General features: G+C 39.5%; 17 protein-coding genes. 2 read left to right on the top strand and 15 right to left on the bottom strand.

The features are described 5' to 3' along the window. Positions 1-61 precede the first annotated feature (61 nt). On the bottom strand, positions 62-187 hold the full coding sequence (locus JFU56_RS23150) for a hypothetical protein (RefSeq protein WP_256432188.1): 126 nt from the start codon (positions 185-187) through the stop codon (positions 62-64). Positions 188-414: 227 nt separating this feature from the next. On the opposite strand from JFU56_RS23150, the gene JFU56_RS00585 reads away from it, so the two are divergent. Next, positions 415-843 carry a Spy/CpxP family protein refolding chaperone gene (locus JFU56_RS00585; protein ID WP_198435358.1) on the top strand — a complete coding sequence of 143 codons (429 nt, stop codon included), beginning with the start codon at positions 415-417 and terminating at the stop codon, positions 841-843. 288 nt (positions 844-1131) lie between these two features. Beyond that, complete coding sequence (locus JFU56_RS00580; RefSeq protein WP_198435357.1) at positions 1132-2343, top strand: MFS transporter; 1212 nt, start codon at positions 1132-1134, stop codon at positions 2341-2343. A gap of 8 nt (positions 2344-2351) precedes the next feature. Here JFU56_RS00580 and JFU56_RS00575 read toward each other — a convergent pair whose 3' ends face one another. From JFU56_RS00575 to JFU56_RS00510, 14 genes are all read right to left on the bottom strand, one after another. Then, a complete protein-coding gene (locus tag JFU56_RS00575) occupies positions 2352-4268 on the bottom strand; it encodes a transglycosylase SLT domain-containing protein (protein WP_198435356.1) in 1917 nt (638 codons plus the stop codon). Positions 4269-4544: 276 nt separating this feature from the next. After that, entirely contained in the window at positions 4545-4934 is a 390-nt protein-coding gene (locus JFU56_RS00570) for an HIT family protein (RefSeq protein WP_198435355.1), read from the bottom strand. 55 nt (positions 4935-4989) lie between these two features. Next, positions 4990-5394, bottom strand: a complete 405-nt coding sequence (locus JFU56_RS00565; protein ID WP_198435354.1) for a GNAT family N-acetyltransferase — start codon at positions 5392-5394, stop codon at positions 4990-4992. Positions 5395-5401: 7 nt separating this feature from the next. After that, entirely contained in the window at positions 5402-5755 is a 354-nt protein-coding gene (locus JFU56_RS00560) for a tRNA-binding protein (RefSeq protein WP_198435353.1), read from the bottom strand. A gap of 317 nt (positions 5756-6072) precedes the next feature. Beyond that, complete coding sequence (locus JFU56_RS00555) at positions 6073-7353, bottom strand: DEAD/DEAH box helicase (protein ID WP_198435352.1); 1281 nt, start codon at positions 7351-7353, stop codon at positions 6073-6075. Positions 7354-7541: 188 nt separating this feature from the next. Beyond that, positions 7542-8600: a hypothetical protein gene (locus JFU56_RS00550; protein WP_198435351.1), complete on the bottom strand. Its 1059-nt coding sequence runs from the start codon at positions 8598-8600 to the stop codon at positions 7542-7544. A 214-nt stretch (positions 8601-8814) separates the two neighbouring features. Next, complete coding sequence (locus tag JFU56_RS00545; RefSeq protein WP_198435350.1) at positions 8815-9345, bottom strand: GNAT family N-acetyltransferase; 531 nt, start codon at positions 9343-9345, stop codon at positions 8815-8817. A 245-nt stretch (positions 9346-9590) separates the two neighbouring features. Further along, on the bottom strand, positions 9591-11270 hold the full coding sequence (locus JFU56_RS00540; protein ID WP_198435349.1) for a methyl-accepting chemotaxis protein: 1680 nt from the start codon (positions 11268-11270) through the stop codon (positions 9591-9593). 298 nt (positions 11271-11568) lie between these two features. Further along, positions 11569-13629, bottom strand: coding sequence for an alpha-amylase (locus tag JFU56_RS00535; protein WP_198435348.1), 2061 nt, complete (start codon positions 13627-13629; stop codon positions 11569-11571). A 98-nt stretch (positions 13630-13727) separates the two neighbouring features. Then, positions 13728-14213, bottom strand: coding sequence for a DoxX family protein (locus tag JFU56_RS00530; protein WP_198435347.1), 486 nt, complete (start codon positions 14211-14213; stop codon positions 13728-13730). Continuing rightward, the gene (locus tag JFU56_RS00525; RefSeq protein ID WP_198435346.1) at positions 14210-15046 is read right to left on the bottom strand and encodes a DNA-binding domain-containing protein; all 837 of its coding nucleotides are present in this window, start codon (positions 15044-15046) and stop codon (positions 14210-14212) included. The genes JFU56_RS00530 and JFU56_RS00525 overlap by 4 nt, the downstream gene beginning before the upstream one ends. Further along, positions 15039-15962 (bottom strand): DUF692 family multinuclear iron-containing protein, encoded by a 924-nt coding sequence (locus tag JFU56_RS00520; RefSeq protein WP_198435345.1) that lies wholly within the window; start codon positions 15960-15962, stop codon positions 15039-15041. The genes JFU56_RS00525 and JFU56_RS00520 overlap by 8 nt, the downstream gene beginning before the upstream one ends. Before the next feature lie 38 nt (positions 15963-16000). Beyond that, positions 16001-16279: a DUF2282 domain-containing protein gene (locus JFU56_RS00515; RefSeq protein ID WP_198435344.1), complete on the bottom strand. Its 279-nt coding sequence runs from the start codon at positions 16277-16279 to the stop codon at positions 16001-16003. A 9-nt stretch (positions 16280-16288) separates the two neighbouring features. Then, the gene (locus JFU56_RS00510) at positions 16289-16774 is read right to left on the bottom strand and encodes a YHS domain-containing (seleno)protein (protein WP_198435343.1); all 486 of its coding nucleotides are present in this window, start codon (positions 16772-16774) and stop codon (positions 16289-16291) included. Positions 16775-16789: the final 15 nt, after the last annotated feature.

Here is a 16789-nt window from a genome sequence, read left to right as displayed (position 1 = left end):
CTACGTGAAATCTGAAAAGTTTTGCCAGTATAGTTACTGTAGATTTCACACAGCGCGTTATCTATTTAGCTGTTTGATTAGTAATGTTTTTATCTGACTTCAAGTATTCTAATTCTTTCAAGAACGCGAATATTTTTGCATAACCAATGAAGTTTTGTTCATCACCTTCAACAAAATCTGCTAACAAAAGATCCCATGTAGGAACAAAATTGATTCTTGAATATCACCAAGCCCGATTGTTCACTACTTGCTATAAGGCATTGCTCATCACTGCGATAAAATACAGCGCTACCGGATACCATATTCATAATATACTTCTATAATTATTGGGCATAATCAGATTATTTGTTAAACGATCAAGCTATCAATAGTCCTAACATATAATCAACCACACTTAATGAAGGGAAAATAAAAATGAGATCTTTAAAGAAGATATTTTCTATAGTAATTATTTCAGCCAGTTTAGTTAATGTGCCACTGGTCAGTGCTTCACCTTCACAGCAAGTAAACCAAACTCCGTTACAGGAAATCGTTAATTCCCTAGAGTTAACGGAAGATCAACAGAATGAAATATCTTCATTCATTGATAAGTATCAAGACTCTCGTCCAGTTATTGATGTGGAAAAAGTGATAGAACTAAAAAAAGAGCAACTACGCTTGATTGCTCAGCCTAAACTCGATGAATCCAAATTAGGGTCAATAATCGATATGATTCAAGTTAAGCAAAAACAGCTTTTGATAGATGAGATGCAATTAAAAAATAATATTTATAATGTGCTCACAGAAGATCAGAAAACTAAGTTTAAATCTTCGTTGAAGTCATTGATACTTGAAACTAACTAATAATTAACCCACAGAATAATATCAACACAGTTATTAAATAGCCTCCTCATTGGAGGCTTTTGCGGAGGCTTTTGCGGAGTATTTCGCCAACTTTGGATAAGCCCTTTCCTCTCATAAAATACAAGGTTGATACTTTAACACCAGCCCTTGTTGCCACTTGTCCAACGCTCATTTCCATCTGATGTCCTATCTAAATTTATATTTAATATATGAAAGATATAGCTTTACCTCAACATAACTTGAGGTATTAGACTAGCTGCAATCTAAATAAAAAGCATGGAGCATTAAATGAAAAATAGAACTATCCCCTATCTATTTGCCCGATTTTTTGATGGCATATCGTCAGGTATGTTTATGATGGCATTACCCTGGATCATGCTTTTAGAAGAAGGTATGGGCTTTTTTGTGGCGATGACAGCATTAGTTTGCACTTCTTTATCTTTTGTTTTTACGCCATTTTTTGCCACTATGATTGATCGCCATTCAAGAAAAACAATTTTGATATTGATGCAATTAGCACAAGCAACTACAGCGTTAATCGTATTTATTACTTACTATAACGACCTTCAGTCTTACTGGGTTTTGGCCTTCGCTCAGTTAGTTTTCTGGTTAAGTAATGATTTAGCTTGGAGTTGTAATAATGCTTTCACACAAGAAAACTATCGTCAAAGTGAGTACGCTAAAATATCAAGTTATCAAGAAGTTGTAATGCAAGTAACCACACTGGGTGCTGGCGCTCTGGGGATTATTTTACTTGAGCACTGGTCAATGCTTGAGTTTGCCTTTTTAGCCACATTCGCTTCATTCCTGTCTGGCTTATGCTACATAGCGACGCCTTACCAACGCCAGTTCAGTCCATCATTGAAAGAAGCATTCTTTAAACAACTTATAGCAAGTAAAGGCATATTTTCTAAACAAAAACGTTTCTATACATTCTTGGCATTGTCTTGCTTATCTTATCCAGTATTAACTTTTCTGGTAAAACTTGTGCCTATCTATTTTGCAGAACAAGATATTAGCGGTAGTTGGTTTGCTACATGGAAGATGAGCTATGGCCTAGGAGCGTTATTAAGTGGATTTCTTATTGCATGGCTTTTGGCGCGTTATGATCATGAAAACGCCATGATAGTATCGATTCTAGCGATGGCAATGATACTTATTTTGATGGGATCTTATCTTTCCCCTACTTTTATTATATTACTGACTATCGTCCTTGGTTTTTTCAATTCATATAATCGTATTGCGAGAACCAATAAGATGCATCATGTCATTGTAATGGAAGAAAGAGGACGAGTTGAAGGTGGGTTAAAGCTATTTTCAACACTAGCGCAAAGCTTGAGTTACGTCGTTATTGCACTGTTAAGTTACTTAGAAATAACAGCCTTAGGCTTTATTATTATCGGGATAGTATTGTTGGTTGCAGGCGTTATGATGTTGCAGTTAAATAAAAGCTCAGACTTGCTAGACTTATCCTTATTATCGAACAAGTCTAGCTCATGAAGACAACATCAAAATCGAGCGTTGATCTCTTTAGGCTTAAGAAATTCAAGCGGTTTATCTAAAATATGCTGATAGATAACGTTATAGACTAAAACATTTTTGACATAACGCCGGGTTTCTTTATAGGGAATTGCTTCAACCCAACTGTCCATTGCTAAGGCTTGTTCTGCTCTGCCTTCTTTGCTGCTTTGCCAGCGATCAACGCGATTTGGACCGGCATTATATGCCGCAGTTGCAAGTACCCTATTCCCTTCATAACGCTTAAGCAGGCCATCAAAATAGGCTGTACCTAACTGTACATTGATATCGCCATCGGTTAATTGTGCTTTTTTCTTATAACCTTTCAAGCCGATTTTACGAGCAGTATCTTTTGCTGTTCCTGGCATCAGTTGCATGTAGCCTCTCGCGCCGACCGGAGAATTGGCAAATTCATCAAACGAGCTTTCCTGACGTGTAATGGCGTAGATATAACTAGAATCTAGTTCATATCGTTCAGCATTAGCATAAAACAATTGCGGTTTAGCGGCAGGGAAACGAATATTCAAAGCACTCCAACTTTTAGAAAGAATACTGGCAACGACCGAAAGATGAGCCCAGCCTTTTTGGAAGGCAAATAAACCTAGCTGCCTTTGCAGGTTGATACTTTGATTACTAATTAAGACTCGCCACTCGCGTTTAAGTAAGTACATATGCTGATGGAAATACAACTCATCAATATGTGCCAACTGTGCTTTAAGATGGTCTAAGTCTTGTTGCTGTTCGTTGATGATATTAGGATTAAATTGGTAATCCAAGCCTAATTTCTGTGCAGCCAAAAAGCCGTAATAATTACGCTCAGTCGCTATCGCTTGATAAAGTTTATCGGCCTGATTCTGTTGTCGTTTATTTTCCAATACCCGTGCTTGCCAATACTGCCATTTACTCGCCAGCGGCTTAGTCTCGCTAAGCTTTGCTAGCCAATACTCGATATCGGGCCAGTTATTTAATCTAATCGCATAGCGGATCCTGCGCTCTGTTAATGATACATCTCCTAAAGTCGAAAGCGATTTATCTAACCAAGGCAATAACGTTGTTTCGTCACGGATCATAATGCGCGATATAAGATATTTTTTTAAACTGTCTTGCTCTTTTGATGTTAAAGAGAGTTTACGTTCATAATCAAGGTATGCATTTAAGCCTAACTCAATATCCTTTTTAGCAAGACGTTTAATGCTTGCGACTAAAAAGTCATTAGATGCAGCATTCTCAAATAGAGGATTGTTTAATAACGTTGCCGGGGTTTTATGCAAAGCATATAGCTGCTCGGCCAACAGCTTATTTTCTTTGTCCATCAAAGTGATTAAATAGGACATAAGGGCTGTTTTATTCTTTACATAAGCTAAGTGAAATCGCTTAAAAATTAATTCCTGAGATATTTGCTTATTATCAAGATAATAGTCTAAAACATTATCGCAGGCATTCGGTAAGGAAGTTCCCGTTAACCAGGTTTTTTGCACATCAGTCCAAATTTCATCTGCTTGGTCATTCGCTAATCGCGCCTGAAAATGAAAGCATTTCAAGTCAACTGACTTAGGAAGTCGCGGATAAAAAGACAGGTACTCATCCCAATATTGGTTTTCTGCTAGGTAATATAAGTAACTTCTCTGCAGATCATAACTGGCACGACGATCACGGTTATCCTTTATAAAAGATTGTACTTCAAGCAAGTTATCACGGCTAAAATGCGCCTTTATCTGTTTGTAATCAAGCAAGTAGGTTAATGGGTACCCGGGGATAAGCTTTGTTTTTTGTAACGCTTCTAGCCACATATCTTGTGATTGTAAGTCGACAGCTTGCGTATACAGGCCTCTTTGTTGGTCCCAAGTAAGTGAGGTAGCAAAGCTTGAGCATGAGAGAAAAAACAAAGAGAGAGAAAATACTTTCATCGATTTGTAGACCTTATATCCTGTTCTTTCACATAGTGAGGAATAACTGTTAAAACATTACATTTAACGTGAGTACAGCTAAAGTGACAATATATTAACATTAGCACAGTGAAGATTATGGTGCTATTGATTAAACCTTTATAGATTGATAGGTCAAACCACCTCCTCTCTATAGATAGTTAACCTCAATGTGCCCTACATTTAGGTTATCCTAAGCGTTTGTGGCAAGTCTATTTTGTAGGTGGTTTACGAAAAATAGATATTTTTATTAGATGACTATAAACGAGCTAAAGATTCACGCAGTTTGTCAATTGATTGAATGCCAATATCACCACTTTGCCAACCAAATTTGTCCGCATCAAAGCGCGGGAATATATGTAGATGATAATGCGACAATTCATTAAATTTGCCATTATTTTGCAGGAACGAAATACCATCAGGTTTAAACGCTAATTCAATACGCTGATACAAATCTCTAGCCACTTGAGTTATTTCATCATGTACATAAGCAGGTAAATCAATCAATGTTTCGTAGGGTGTCGTTGGACAGATAAGGATATGACCAAAGTTAATGGGATCGTGAGCAGCAAATGCGATCACATTTTCAGACTCATAAATAATAACCGCATCGATTTCACGGTTGATGATTTTTGTTACGATCGTCATTTTCTCTCCCTAAATTATAGAACGCTATTTGTTTGGTCCATGCGTTTATATCGCGTTATAAAATGATTTCCATTTTGAAATAAGCAACGTCAGCTTTATAAAAGCGCTCGCTAGCCTTGTACATATCAAACCGTTCATAAAAACCGACTGCAGATTCTCTAGCGTCACACCAGAACAAACCTGTGTTAGTGCACTTGAGATAATCAATGATGTGCGCTAACACCTTAGAGCCAACGCCTTGATTTTGATAATTAGCATCAGTAGCAAATTTACGTAACCGTGCTTCATTTTGCTCTAAATAAACAGAGGCGACACAAATAATGGTCTCGCCGATAAAAACACCAAAATGTAAGCCATTTACATCACCATCGACATGGCAATATTCTGGTGGTTTAGTTGGCCACAATACCTGATGGCGAAGTGGGATCGTTTGTTGCCAACAAATTCTGCGAATATCCATAGACTCCCTAGCCGGCTCTCGAGCCATTTGGTAATGTGTTCTCTGGCATAGCTAAACATGGTGTGATCTTATCTTCATAACCAATATCAAATAACATACCTTGTGATAGCTCTCCCGCCATTTTTCGCTCTGGTAGGTTAACAACGAACAACGCTTGCTTACCTTCAATTTCTTGAGGGTTTTCTCGTTCTTGTTTAATCCCAGACAGAATAGTACGTGTATGGTCACCAAAATCGACTGTAAGTTTCATTAGCTTATTTGATTTAGCGACTTCTGAAACATTGGTGATAGTACCGACTCGTATATCCAATTTGGCAAAATCGTCAAAGGTAACGAGCTCTTTGATAGGCGCTGGAGTCATATGTAATTCCTTATTGTTTAGGTACTTAGATACTGGATGTTCAGATAATGATTGTTTAGGCCGTTATCCTTACAGTATACATATTACAGATAAGGAGTGTATAAAACACTTAATAGTGACTTGGTTAGAGGGTTCATTGCGTTTTAAGTGGCAATTTTCCGGGGAAGAAAATAACACTGTTTTTATATACAGTTAAAAATAAATCCCCGTAAAATGATGACTTTTAGCGGGGATTTATAAGTTTTACTATGAACGCCCTATCCTATTTTTAACTGTCGACAGCCAAAAAATTCAGGGTGATGCACGACGCTATTTAGCTATTCTGAATCTGCATCTCTTGACCAGATGTCAGCGTTGATAGGTGCTTTGTTCTTACGTTTTTTCTTACCGCTACCTTCTGGTGGTGCCATAGGAACGTATGCTTCGATAGTTTCATCAACTTCAAAACCAACTTCTTGTTCACGATCTAGTTTGATTTTGTTTTTCTTTTCGATGATGCTGAAATGGTGTGCATCCACATGATCGATAAGTGATAGCGCTAAACCAACTTCACCAGCACGGCCACTACGACCAATACGGTGCATGTAGTCTGCAGGGCTTCTTGGTAAATCAAAGTTGATCACTACTGGCAGTTTATCGATATCGATACCACGAGCAGCAATGTCTGTTGCGATTAATACGTGGATCTGGCCAGCTTTAAAGCCGTCAAGTGTACGAATACGTGCGCTCTGTCCTTTATCACCATGGAACACTTGTGATGTAACACCACGTTTAGCCAGTTTTTCTGCTAAGTGATTACAGCTGTGTTTCGAGTTAACGAAGATAAGTACTTGGCGCCATTCGTGCTTCTTGATTAAATGCGCTAATAAGGCCGTCTTTTCGCCTTGGTTAACGCTAAATGCGCGTTGAACTAGTGTACTCGCATCTGCACTTTGCAATTGAATTTCAAGTGGATCGTTAAGCAATTCTTCAGTTAACGCTTTTACCTGTTCAGGGAAAGTAGCAGAGAACAATAAAATCTGTTTTTGTTTTGGCATTAACGCCATCAATGCAGATAGCTCTTCGGTAAAGCCTAGGCTTAACATGCGATCGGCTTCATCGAGCACTAAGGTTTTAACCATGTCTAGTTTAATGGCGTTACTTGAAATCAAATCAAGTAAACGACCTGGGGTTGCAACCAAAATATCTGTGCCGCCACGTAATGCAAGCATCTGAGTATTAACAGATACACCACCAAATACAGCAACGGTTTTGATTTCGCCGTTTAAATGTGACGCATAAGATTTGATGCTATTAGCAACCTGCATCGCAAGTTCACGCGTTGGAACTAAAACAAGTCCAGCTACATAGTTACCTTTTGATTTAGTACTGTTTTGTTTTTCTGTAAATAAGTCTTGCAGCATAGGCAGTGCAAAAGCAGCTGTCTTACCTGAACCTGTATTAGCGCCTGCAATTAAATCACGTCCAGCTAATACACTTGGGATAGCTTGTGCTTGAATTGGTGTAGGTTGCTGATATTCCATTTCAGTTAATCGCGTTAATAAAGGCGAAATAAGACCCAGTTCAGTAAAGTTGGTTGGTGCTGTTGCAGTTGTCATTAATATAAAAGACTCAAGAATAAGATAATAGCCGGCTATTTTAGCGCATTTATGCCCTATTCAGTTAGTGAAATCGTTCAAACGCTGTCGTAATGTCAATCAGTCCATGAATAGGCTGTATTTTATTCGACGTGAAGTCTGTGTTAAATGAGGTTAGGCCTAAATGTGATTCGACATAAGGCCATCGATTAACCACCAATCGATAACAGTGGACCTCTAGCAGTGTCACCAGAATCGGTCAAGCTGAGTAATATCTGTAAGACACCAAAGGTCCGTTTGCTCATCAGATCCCTATCATCAATATAGAACCAATAACCGCGATCACGGATTGCCACATAGGCCATTTCCGGTTTATCAATAGAGGAATGTACTTGCAACAAAGGTCCGCCAAGCCCGGTATCGACAAATGTTGGAAAGGTTCTGCCCTCGTCGATATGTTGCTGAGGCACGTCGACCATTTGCGCCAAGTCGACCATCATGTCCAATATAGATAACGTCAATACAACGAGTGAATCAGGATCACTACTTATTAATCCATACGTCAAAGTGAATTCTTTAGCCCCTTTACGTAAGCCTAAGGTTTCCTGCAGGAAAGACAGATCTTCACGCGTCTGATCATCAAGTTCGACATCATTCACGTATAGTACAATACGCGCCCTTTCATTGTGGTTGTTACTGCGTCGCAGAGCTAAAATTCGCGCTTCACGTAACCGAGTCCAAACAGATAGTGTCTCACGAAAACCGGGGGCTGCTTGCTGTGGAGGATTAGCACCAGCCACACCATTAATTTGTGCAACGGTCAGACGAAACATAAGTTCGGGCGGCCACCCTGATTGCACTAATGCAAATAATGACTCAGGAGAAATTGGTGTTAACAAACTTTCAGAAAATTTCTTTCCTGAGATAGGACTGTAAGTGATCGTCGGGCGATCTTCCCAACGCCCACCGGCACCAAGATTAGCGGTATTACTACCACTATTAAATCCAAGCCCTGCGTCAACACTGCCTGACAAGGAGTACTGGTTAATCACAGAGGCGACATCAACAAAGACTGGTGCTTCCATATACCGTAGACGAACGATGTTACCAAGTAGTTGTTGTTTAATTGACGTATTAAGGGAAAGTCCATAGTCCATGCGATCTCGTTCAATAGTACTTGGCCCCAGACTAGAGCAAGAGACGAGTAAAGCTGTAGACGTAATAAGCAAGGTTTTGAAGCCGCGTTGTAATACCCACATTATCGTCATTCTAATACCTACTATTTATGATTACTTACAGCGCAGTTCCACAGGATGGTCTAGGACGCCAGAACTATCTAAGTATTGTAGTGATTTAATGAATTTGACGTTCAGGCACAATAATTTTTATCTTGAGATCGATTTGTCGCTTATGGAATCAATATGGCTTAATGCTTGGGCTTTAAAGAAGACTGCTCGTATTAAAGAAATATGGTTGATTTGATTATAAGTTTCGTTTGCGATAAACAACCGTGTTGTCCAATTCGCCAGAAGGAAGTGTGCGTTCATTTATTAATGTTGACTCTAATTCATAGTCACAACGTTCTGCTACCAAACGACTTTTCGAATTGCTTTCTGCAACACGTATCTCAACATACGAAGCACAATGGTGATTAAAAGCATAATTTTCAATGATTGAAATAGCTTCTGCTACGTAACCATTACCAGTTTCAGATGAGCGCAACCAATAGCCAATTTCATACAGTTTAGCTTGGCGATCTGTAACCATAAACCCAATAACACCTAAGAACCTGTTATCTGAACATTTTATTATTGGGAATAAAAATTCACCATGAAATTGTTCAAAATTATCAATGGCCAACTGGATATTTCGCTTTAAATCCAATTCAGAATTAACGCTAGCAACCCACAGTAGGTATTTACTTAGTTCAGTTCGACTTTCTTCAATTGCTTCCCACATTGCAGCAACTACTTCGAGTGAAGGTGAAATCAATTTGATTCTTTCTGTTTCCATTGTAATTTCCAAAATATCGCTAATTTTAGATTTTCGCCCAGTTAAATTGCCGCTAACCGCGTATTTTTTGTATTATAAAAATCATTTTAGGTTGAATCAAGGAGTTATGAGTAACGGAGCTAATTAGAACGCCGTATATAACCATAGCGTCGGTTGCTATGGTTATATACGAAGTGAAAAGGCAAAAGGATCATCGGTTCAAAAAAAACTCGCTAAGCTTGATTGCTCAGTTAGCACTAGCTAAATTACTTTAACTTAAAGTAACTTATCGAACTCAGTAACTCTTTGCTTAGATCTGATAACGAAGATGCGGAGGACATCGATACTTGTGCGCGAGTGGTATTTTCTTCGCTAACTTGGTTAACATCGTTGACGTTAGTTTGGATCTCATCAAGTGTATTGGTTTGTTGCAATGACGCTGCCGATGTCTCTTTGGCTATGTCTTTGATTTGACTCACGGACATATTTATCTCGTCAATCACATTGCCTGCGTTGGATACATGCTTAACACTTTCAAGTGACTTGGAATGACTGTTGTTAATTGTTGATACAGCCACCAGCGTACTCTGTTTAAGTGTATCAAGGGTGACATGAATTTCTGCTGTGGCGTCTTGTGTCCGTTTAGCCAAATTTCTAACTTCATCTGCTACTACGGCGAAACCACGACCTTGCTCACCTGCGCGCGCAGCCTCAATCGCGGCATTTAAAGCGAGTAGATTTGTTTGCTCTGCAATACTCTTGATCACTTCTAGAATACCGGTGATATTGTCAGCTTCACTGTCGAGTTTTTGAATCGCAGATACCGAGTTTTCAATTTCTCCGGCTAAACTTTCAATCGAACTAATAGTCTCATTAACAATAACCTTCCCTTTAATGGCCGATTCTATCGCATCATCCGATTTAGTTAATGCGCCATCAGCATGCGCAGAAACTTGTGTCGATACAGAATACAACGCATCAACAGATCCTGAAAGTTTAGCCATTTGTGAATGTTGAAATTCAGCATCTTCAATTCTTTGTTTATTGTCGCTAAGTAAACCGTCTGTTGAGGCATTTAAATTATTGGCCAGTGACGTTACCGATTTAAAAATACTATTTAGATTATCGGTCATGCTAAAGACCGAACGTTTTATTTCACTAATTTCGTCTCGGTTATCGCCAACTTCAATTGAACGACTTAGATCCCCTTCAGCTAAGGAATGAGTAACAGACACAATAGATTGCAAATCACTTTTCAGTCTACGCAGCATTAATAAAGACATGACAATAACGATAAAAAATATACTGGCTGCAAGGATCATAGATTGGAGCACAATTTGATTCTGAGCCGCGATGATTTGCTCTGAACGAATACTTGCCAATTCATCATGCATTTTATTTATTGCATCAATAGTGGCAATCACCGGAGGGAAAGCTTGATGAGCGGCCTTTTCTGCTTTTTTACGAACAACAAAAGTGGCTTTGGTTAACCAAACATCCGTTAATATCGAAAGCGAGCTATTAAGGTGCTTTGCTTGTGTAACAAGTTGATCTCGAGTATTTAGAATTCCGTCAGCTTGGCTAAGCGTCAGTACTGAATTCCATTCATGTTCAAGCGTACTACTCGCGGTCATTAAACTCGTAACATAATCATTAATGAGTGTTTCAACTTTACCCGTAGCTTCTTCCAGTTCTTCTTGTTCTACAGCCCTCGCTGAAAACTTCATGCCAACATCTTCTGAAAATTCGTAGGCTTTGAGAATGTCTTTCCATTTATTATTTATGTTTGAATAAAACTGCCTAATTTCAGAATCGAGTTCAATATTATCGACAACAGCACGACTATTAACGATTAGATTGACAGAGATAAATAGCAGTGAACACAGTAACACCATGACAAGGCTAGATATTTTAAATGATAACGTAACGTTTTTGAGTAGGTTCAAGCTAAATCCTTGCTTTAATACATGCAGTCTAAAAGTGAGCATTCGGTATAGCTCTGCGACAGTTAATTAAATGTTAACAAATCATCAATCCGTTAACACTTATGAAACCCTACATCACGTATAAACAGATTTAAAGTGTTTTCACTAAGAAGTGCCTTGTGGAATAGGGTTTATCGCTTTTTATACCTCCATTTGAATACACTATTACCATATTTAGCTATCAGGACAACATGTTACGCTAGCTAGGATTATTGATCTCGCTCTTATAAACAATAGTTATCGGTCTGATAAACGATCGTCATTTCGATTTGCCTGCAAATGCAACGACGACAGTATCGGATCCTAGCGTACGGGAGAACGCATAACCATTTTGTTGTTTAATATCTTCATGGGTACCTGCACCTATAGCTGGGTGCGCTTGTCTAAACTGACCAAGGGTTTGCCAGTGTTTGAGTAGTTTTTGACGTTCAACATCGAGTGACCAGGTCATATCAGAACGCGTTCCCTGATGGAAATCATCGGCGTAAGGGCCTATATTTCGGGCAACTTCATCACCATAATAAACTTGAACAGCACCAGGACTTAGCAGCAGTGCACTGGCCGCATTTCGTTGCATTTCAAAAGACTTAAATCGACCAAAGAAAAGCTCGGTATCATGAGATGACATGTAACTAACGGGATTGAAATCTGGTTCTTGCTTGAGCGTATCCGCATAACTTTGGTATGTATCGGCCATCTGGCTGAAACAACTCGCGCCTTGATCCATTTTTTTCTGCATATCAAAGTTGATCAGTGCGTCGAACCCTTCATCATAATAAGGACTGCGATAAGCACTATGCCCCCACACTTCCCCCATCATCCAAAACGGTTGGCCTGTTTTACCATTTTCTTCACGCCAATCTTCTAAACTTCTTGTCGCCGCTACTTTTAAGCGCATCCATACATCACCGGACACATGCTTTACAGTATCCACTCGGTAACCATCAATACCAAACCGTCTTACCCAATCTGTTTGCCATTTAATAAGATAGTCAGCTACCGTATAATTATCACGATTAATGACTCTCGTACCAGGGTTATTCAAGAGCCACTGCGGAGGCTTAACCGCTTTACTCGATTCGGTAATGAAATCAGGTAAACCAGCGAGAGATAACGTACGATCATTGGTGCCAGGTTTAGGATAATTAGGTAAGCCAGTACGAACCCAATCACCGCCCCACCAGTTACGCCATTCGACATTGTTATAATCGATATTGTCATTGAAACTATGCCAATTCTGACTTTTGCTCGGTTGCCAGTCGCCCCATTGTTCTGGCAAGCTTGCAGATGGATTAACGACAGCAATATTGTCTGCTTGGAGATCCGTTAAAGTGGCATATCCTGAATGGTTTATAACAACATCGAGTAATACTTTCATCCCGCGTTTATGCGCTTCTTCAACAAGACGTTTAAGGTCATCTTCATTACCAAAGTTGTTATCTATTTTAGTGAAATCACGAGTCCAATAACCATGATAGCTATAAAAAGGAAAGGAACCGGCATTCCCCCCACCCACAAAACCTTGTACCTGCTCTACAATAGGTGAAAGCCAAATAGCATTAGTGCCTAAGCTTTGAATATAAGCGAGTTTTTCAATAACGCCTTTTAAATCGCCACCGTGAAAGGTACCAACCTCATCCTTACCGTCTTTACGACGACCATAGCTATTATCATTACTTGTATCAGCGTTATTAAATCGATCAATCATAACAAAATAGATATTTGCATTACGCCAGTTAAATTCAGTCTCTTTACTTGGTTTATGTAAAGGTTCTAACAATATTAATCCTCCACTGTCGGTTGCTGGCGTTAGCGTTACCTGCTGTTGAATGACGTTAACAACCTGCCCACTTAGTTTGTCTATTAATCGAGTCCCGTTTTTGTAAGTATCACCCAAGTTAACAGTTACCTCGCCACCGTCATAAGTATGACATTGCACTTGCGGTAGAGGACGTTTAAATGCTTTTCTAGTGGATTTTTTGGCTTGGCGATTGATGACTATCGTTTTACTCTCTGCATCAAATGTAAATGCGTAGTCACCATTAAATCTAATTTTAATCGGTAACTCTGTCGGAGATGCGCAATTCAAACTGAGTGGTTGGTTGAACTTTACCTTTTGTGCTACAGGGGCAATGCAGCGTCCCCCAATACCCGTTACTTTTAGGGTATAGCTCGCTTTAGTCAGCGGTACGATTAAGGGCGATTCACTGTTAAGCGGGAAATCTCGACTATTGGTACTGGTTGAAATAGTCAGATTGGGAGATGCAAACAAGCTAGGGCTAGCAAGTAAGAGTACAAGCGTTATCTTATTGAATTTCATGTTCCGACCTTAGTTATTCCATTAATTGATACCATCATAAAACGGAAATATTGGTCGGACATCATCCTTAAAAACTACGCCCTAAATTGTTAACCAGATCAAATTTTTAATGAGGTCAAATATAACTGTATCGACTTACGCTTAATAAAATGATCCAATGCAAAACGGCCTCCGCTAAAGATCACGACTTGTAACAATAGCGTTCCCCATAAAACATGTTGAGCATAAGCGGCAGCGGCAATATCTTCTAAACTGATAACCGCAACAATGTTTACGAAAAACAATCCCAACGCAGAGAAGCGACTCGTCAATCCAGCCATTAACAGTAAAGGTAAAATAATCTCGGCAGCCGTGCCTAAGTAAGCAGCAAGTTCATAAGGCAATAAGGGCACACTATATTCTTCTTCAAACAAAAATAACGTACTATCCCAATTGTTTAACTTTGTTAACCCCGATGAAAAGAATGCCCAACCGACATAAACACGCGCAGTCAATAACGCGACAGGTTCTAGCATACTCACCTTTGCAACTACACGTCGATAGACTTGATAAGTTGATGACAATAGTGACTTTGAATTGTTCATGAGTGACTCTCTTTGAAATAATGAATTAAATTGTTTTCTATCGCGTTAAGTAGCCATTGTTGAAACGAAAAATGCTGAAATGAACAATCAGGAACATGCTCTTCTCCATATTCTTTACCCTTGATGGCATCAAGTGACTGAGCAAGTGAATGCCCGCCTATTAAAGATTGAGTAAAACGCCCCTCACTACAGGTTAACCTAGCTACGTAAGGTTGAAATTCAGGTCGATAGATCATGGCTAGATGATCCACCAGCGCTGACGATAAGTATTCATTGGCACTGTTCAATGCAGCTTTACGTTCGTCTTCATTTTCCTGATGATGGGCATCAAAGATCTCAGTAATTGGAAAAGACGTTTTAATCAATTTCACATTGTGATTAAAGGTAATAAATATGTCTTCTGGATCACAGCGTCCTAGTATCTCTAACGAACTTTGATCGAGGAGTTGATCTCTGCCGTGTAATGCACAATGAACAAACCAATCAAGAGAAGTACAATCAGCAAGATATGGATAACCCTCACATATATCGGTTGTAGCGATAAAATGAGCAAATTCACTTCCCCATTGTGCCCAATCACCCTGTGTTGGAGGTGATGTTTGCAAAAACGACTTAACTAAAGCGGCGCTGATATCACTATCAAGTAACTTAAACACCGTTGGAAAAGTGATACTGAGTGCGCGCTGAGCATTTGCAAGTAAGTTACGACGATAAATACCGATGCCTTGTGCGCTAAATCCATGCGTGCTATTTGAAAGCTGCTTACTCGAGAGGTCGCCACTCCAAATAGCATCTAGCAGTCGTTGCTGCTCACTTATATGCTGCTTACACATTGCTAGCTCCTAACGCCTGGCTTACTACATTAATACCTAATACTGCATCTGCTATATCACGCGCCTTTTTTGCTTCGCCAACTAATACTGACCATGTTGGTAAATCAGTATCCCATTCCACCAGTGTTGGTATCGAGCCAAAACGTGCCAATGCTTGGCGGTAGCCTTGCCATACAGCATCAGAAACAGGACGAGCGTGATCGTCAATGACCATGTCATCAGCACCCACATCGCTACAGCCTGCTAAATGTATTTGCGCAACACTATCTACCGGTAGTGTATGAATATACTCGCAGACCGATTGTTGAATATTACCACCTTCAAAATTTAAGCTATTAACAGCAATGTTATTAATATCTAATAGTATTTTAGCGCCGGTACGCTGACACAGTTGCGTTAAAAATTCGGCCTCTGATAGATAGCTCTCATCAAATTGTACATAAGCTGACACGTTTTCAATTATGAGCTGACGTCCTAAGTAGGTTTGGACTTTGTCTACCTGTTCACACATGCGCTTTAGGTTGTCGTGCGTGTGCGCAATAGGTAACAAATCACCGCTGTGTACAGTTTGTAGGGTCCCTTGTAAATGTCCCCATGTAAAACAAGCATGTTCTGACATCAAAAAAGGATCTATCGTTTCGGTTAATTGCTTTAAACGTGTTAAATAACTCGCAGGGATATCTGCAAATGAGCCGAGTCCCATAGAGGTTGAGTGTAAACTGACAGGGTATGTTTCCCTTACCTGTTGAAGTACAGATAAGGCAGCACCGCCTTGACCGAAAAAATTCTCTGAATGGACTTCAACAAAGTCGATTTCCTTAGCTAAAGTAATGTCCTTAGCTGAAATCAGTATGTCGGTAAAGTGTGGGTGCCTTAAGCCAACACCCACTAAAATACCGCTATTATTTACCGACATAATACTCTCCTATTTTCGAGTCCTTATATTTAGCCCCCTTATTTAGAGGCTAAATATAACTTCTTGGCTTCTTTCTTTGATAATCCACCCAATGTTGAGCAGGTACCTTTTGTCACGAGTTTCCATTCACCTTTGTCATCACTGAGGGTTGATTGTCCCGCACATGAATGCGTACCAGCCAAGTTAGCACAGTCGTTTTGACCTGCTTTAGCGACGCCATAACACTTTTCTTTTTTACTTCCAGCTTCAGCTGACGCAATGACACCCGTAGACATAACAGCCGCCAGTGCTGCGCTTACTAATAGTTTGTTATTCATAGTGCTTCCTTAGTCGTATACGATTTCGATTTGCTCTTCCGTTAGGCCTTTAATATCAACCCAATTAACCTGTGCTATTTCGATATAACCAGGGATATCTGTATTCCATTTTTTCTGAACCGATTTATTATAGTTCAAATACAACTTATCACCGCGAATGTGCCAAGCTGTTGGATCCGTGTCTAATTTCTTATTCAGTGCGACGCCCATTGCGCAAAAACCACCATATTGTGGTGCATATTTACTTGGGTCTGCTTTGAATAAATCACGGTTGCTTGCAGATGAAAATTGATAAATAGCACCATTATAAGCGGCTGTGTAATCGTTAGACCCTTTCGCTGGTGTGCCTTTTGTAAAGTAAGACACAGTATCGTAACCACTAATTGCGATGTCGTTACTGTTCGCATTAACCTCGATATTCGCAGCAAAGGTAAGGCTGCTTGCTAGCAATGCCGTCGTTACGAACGTTGATTTTACAAATGTTGAAAGCTTCATAATATTCTCCGTTTA

The sequence above is a fragment of the Moritella sp. F3 genome (assembly GCF_015082335.1).
In the GTDB taxonomy this organism is placed as follows: Bacteria; Pseudomonadota; Gammaproteobacteria; order Enterobacterales; family Moritellaceae; genus Moritella.
This window is presented reverse-complemented; position numbering and strand designations above follow the sequence as displayed.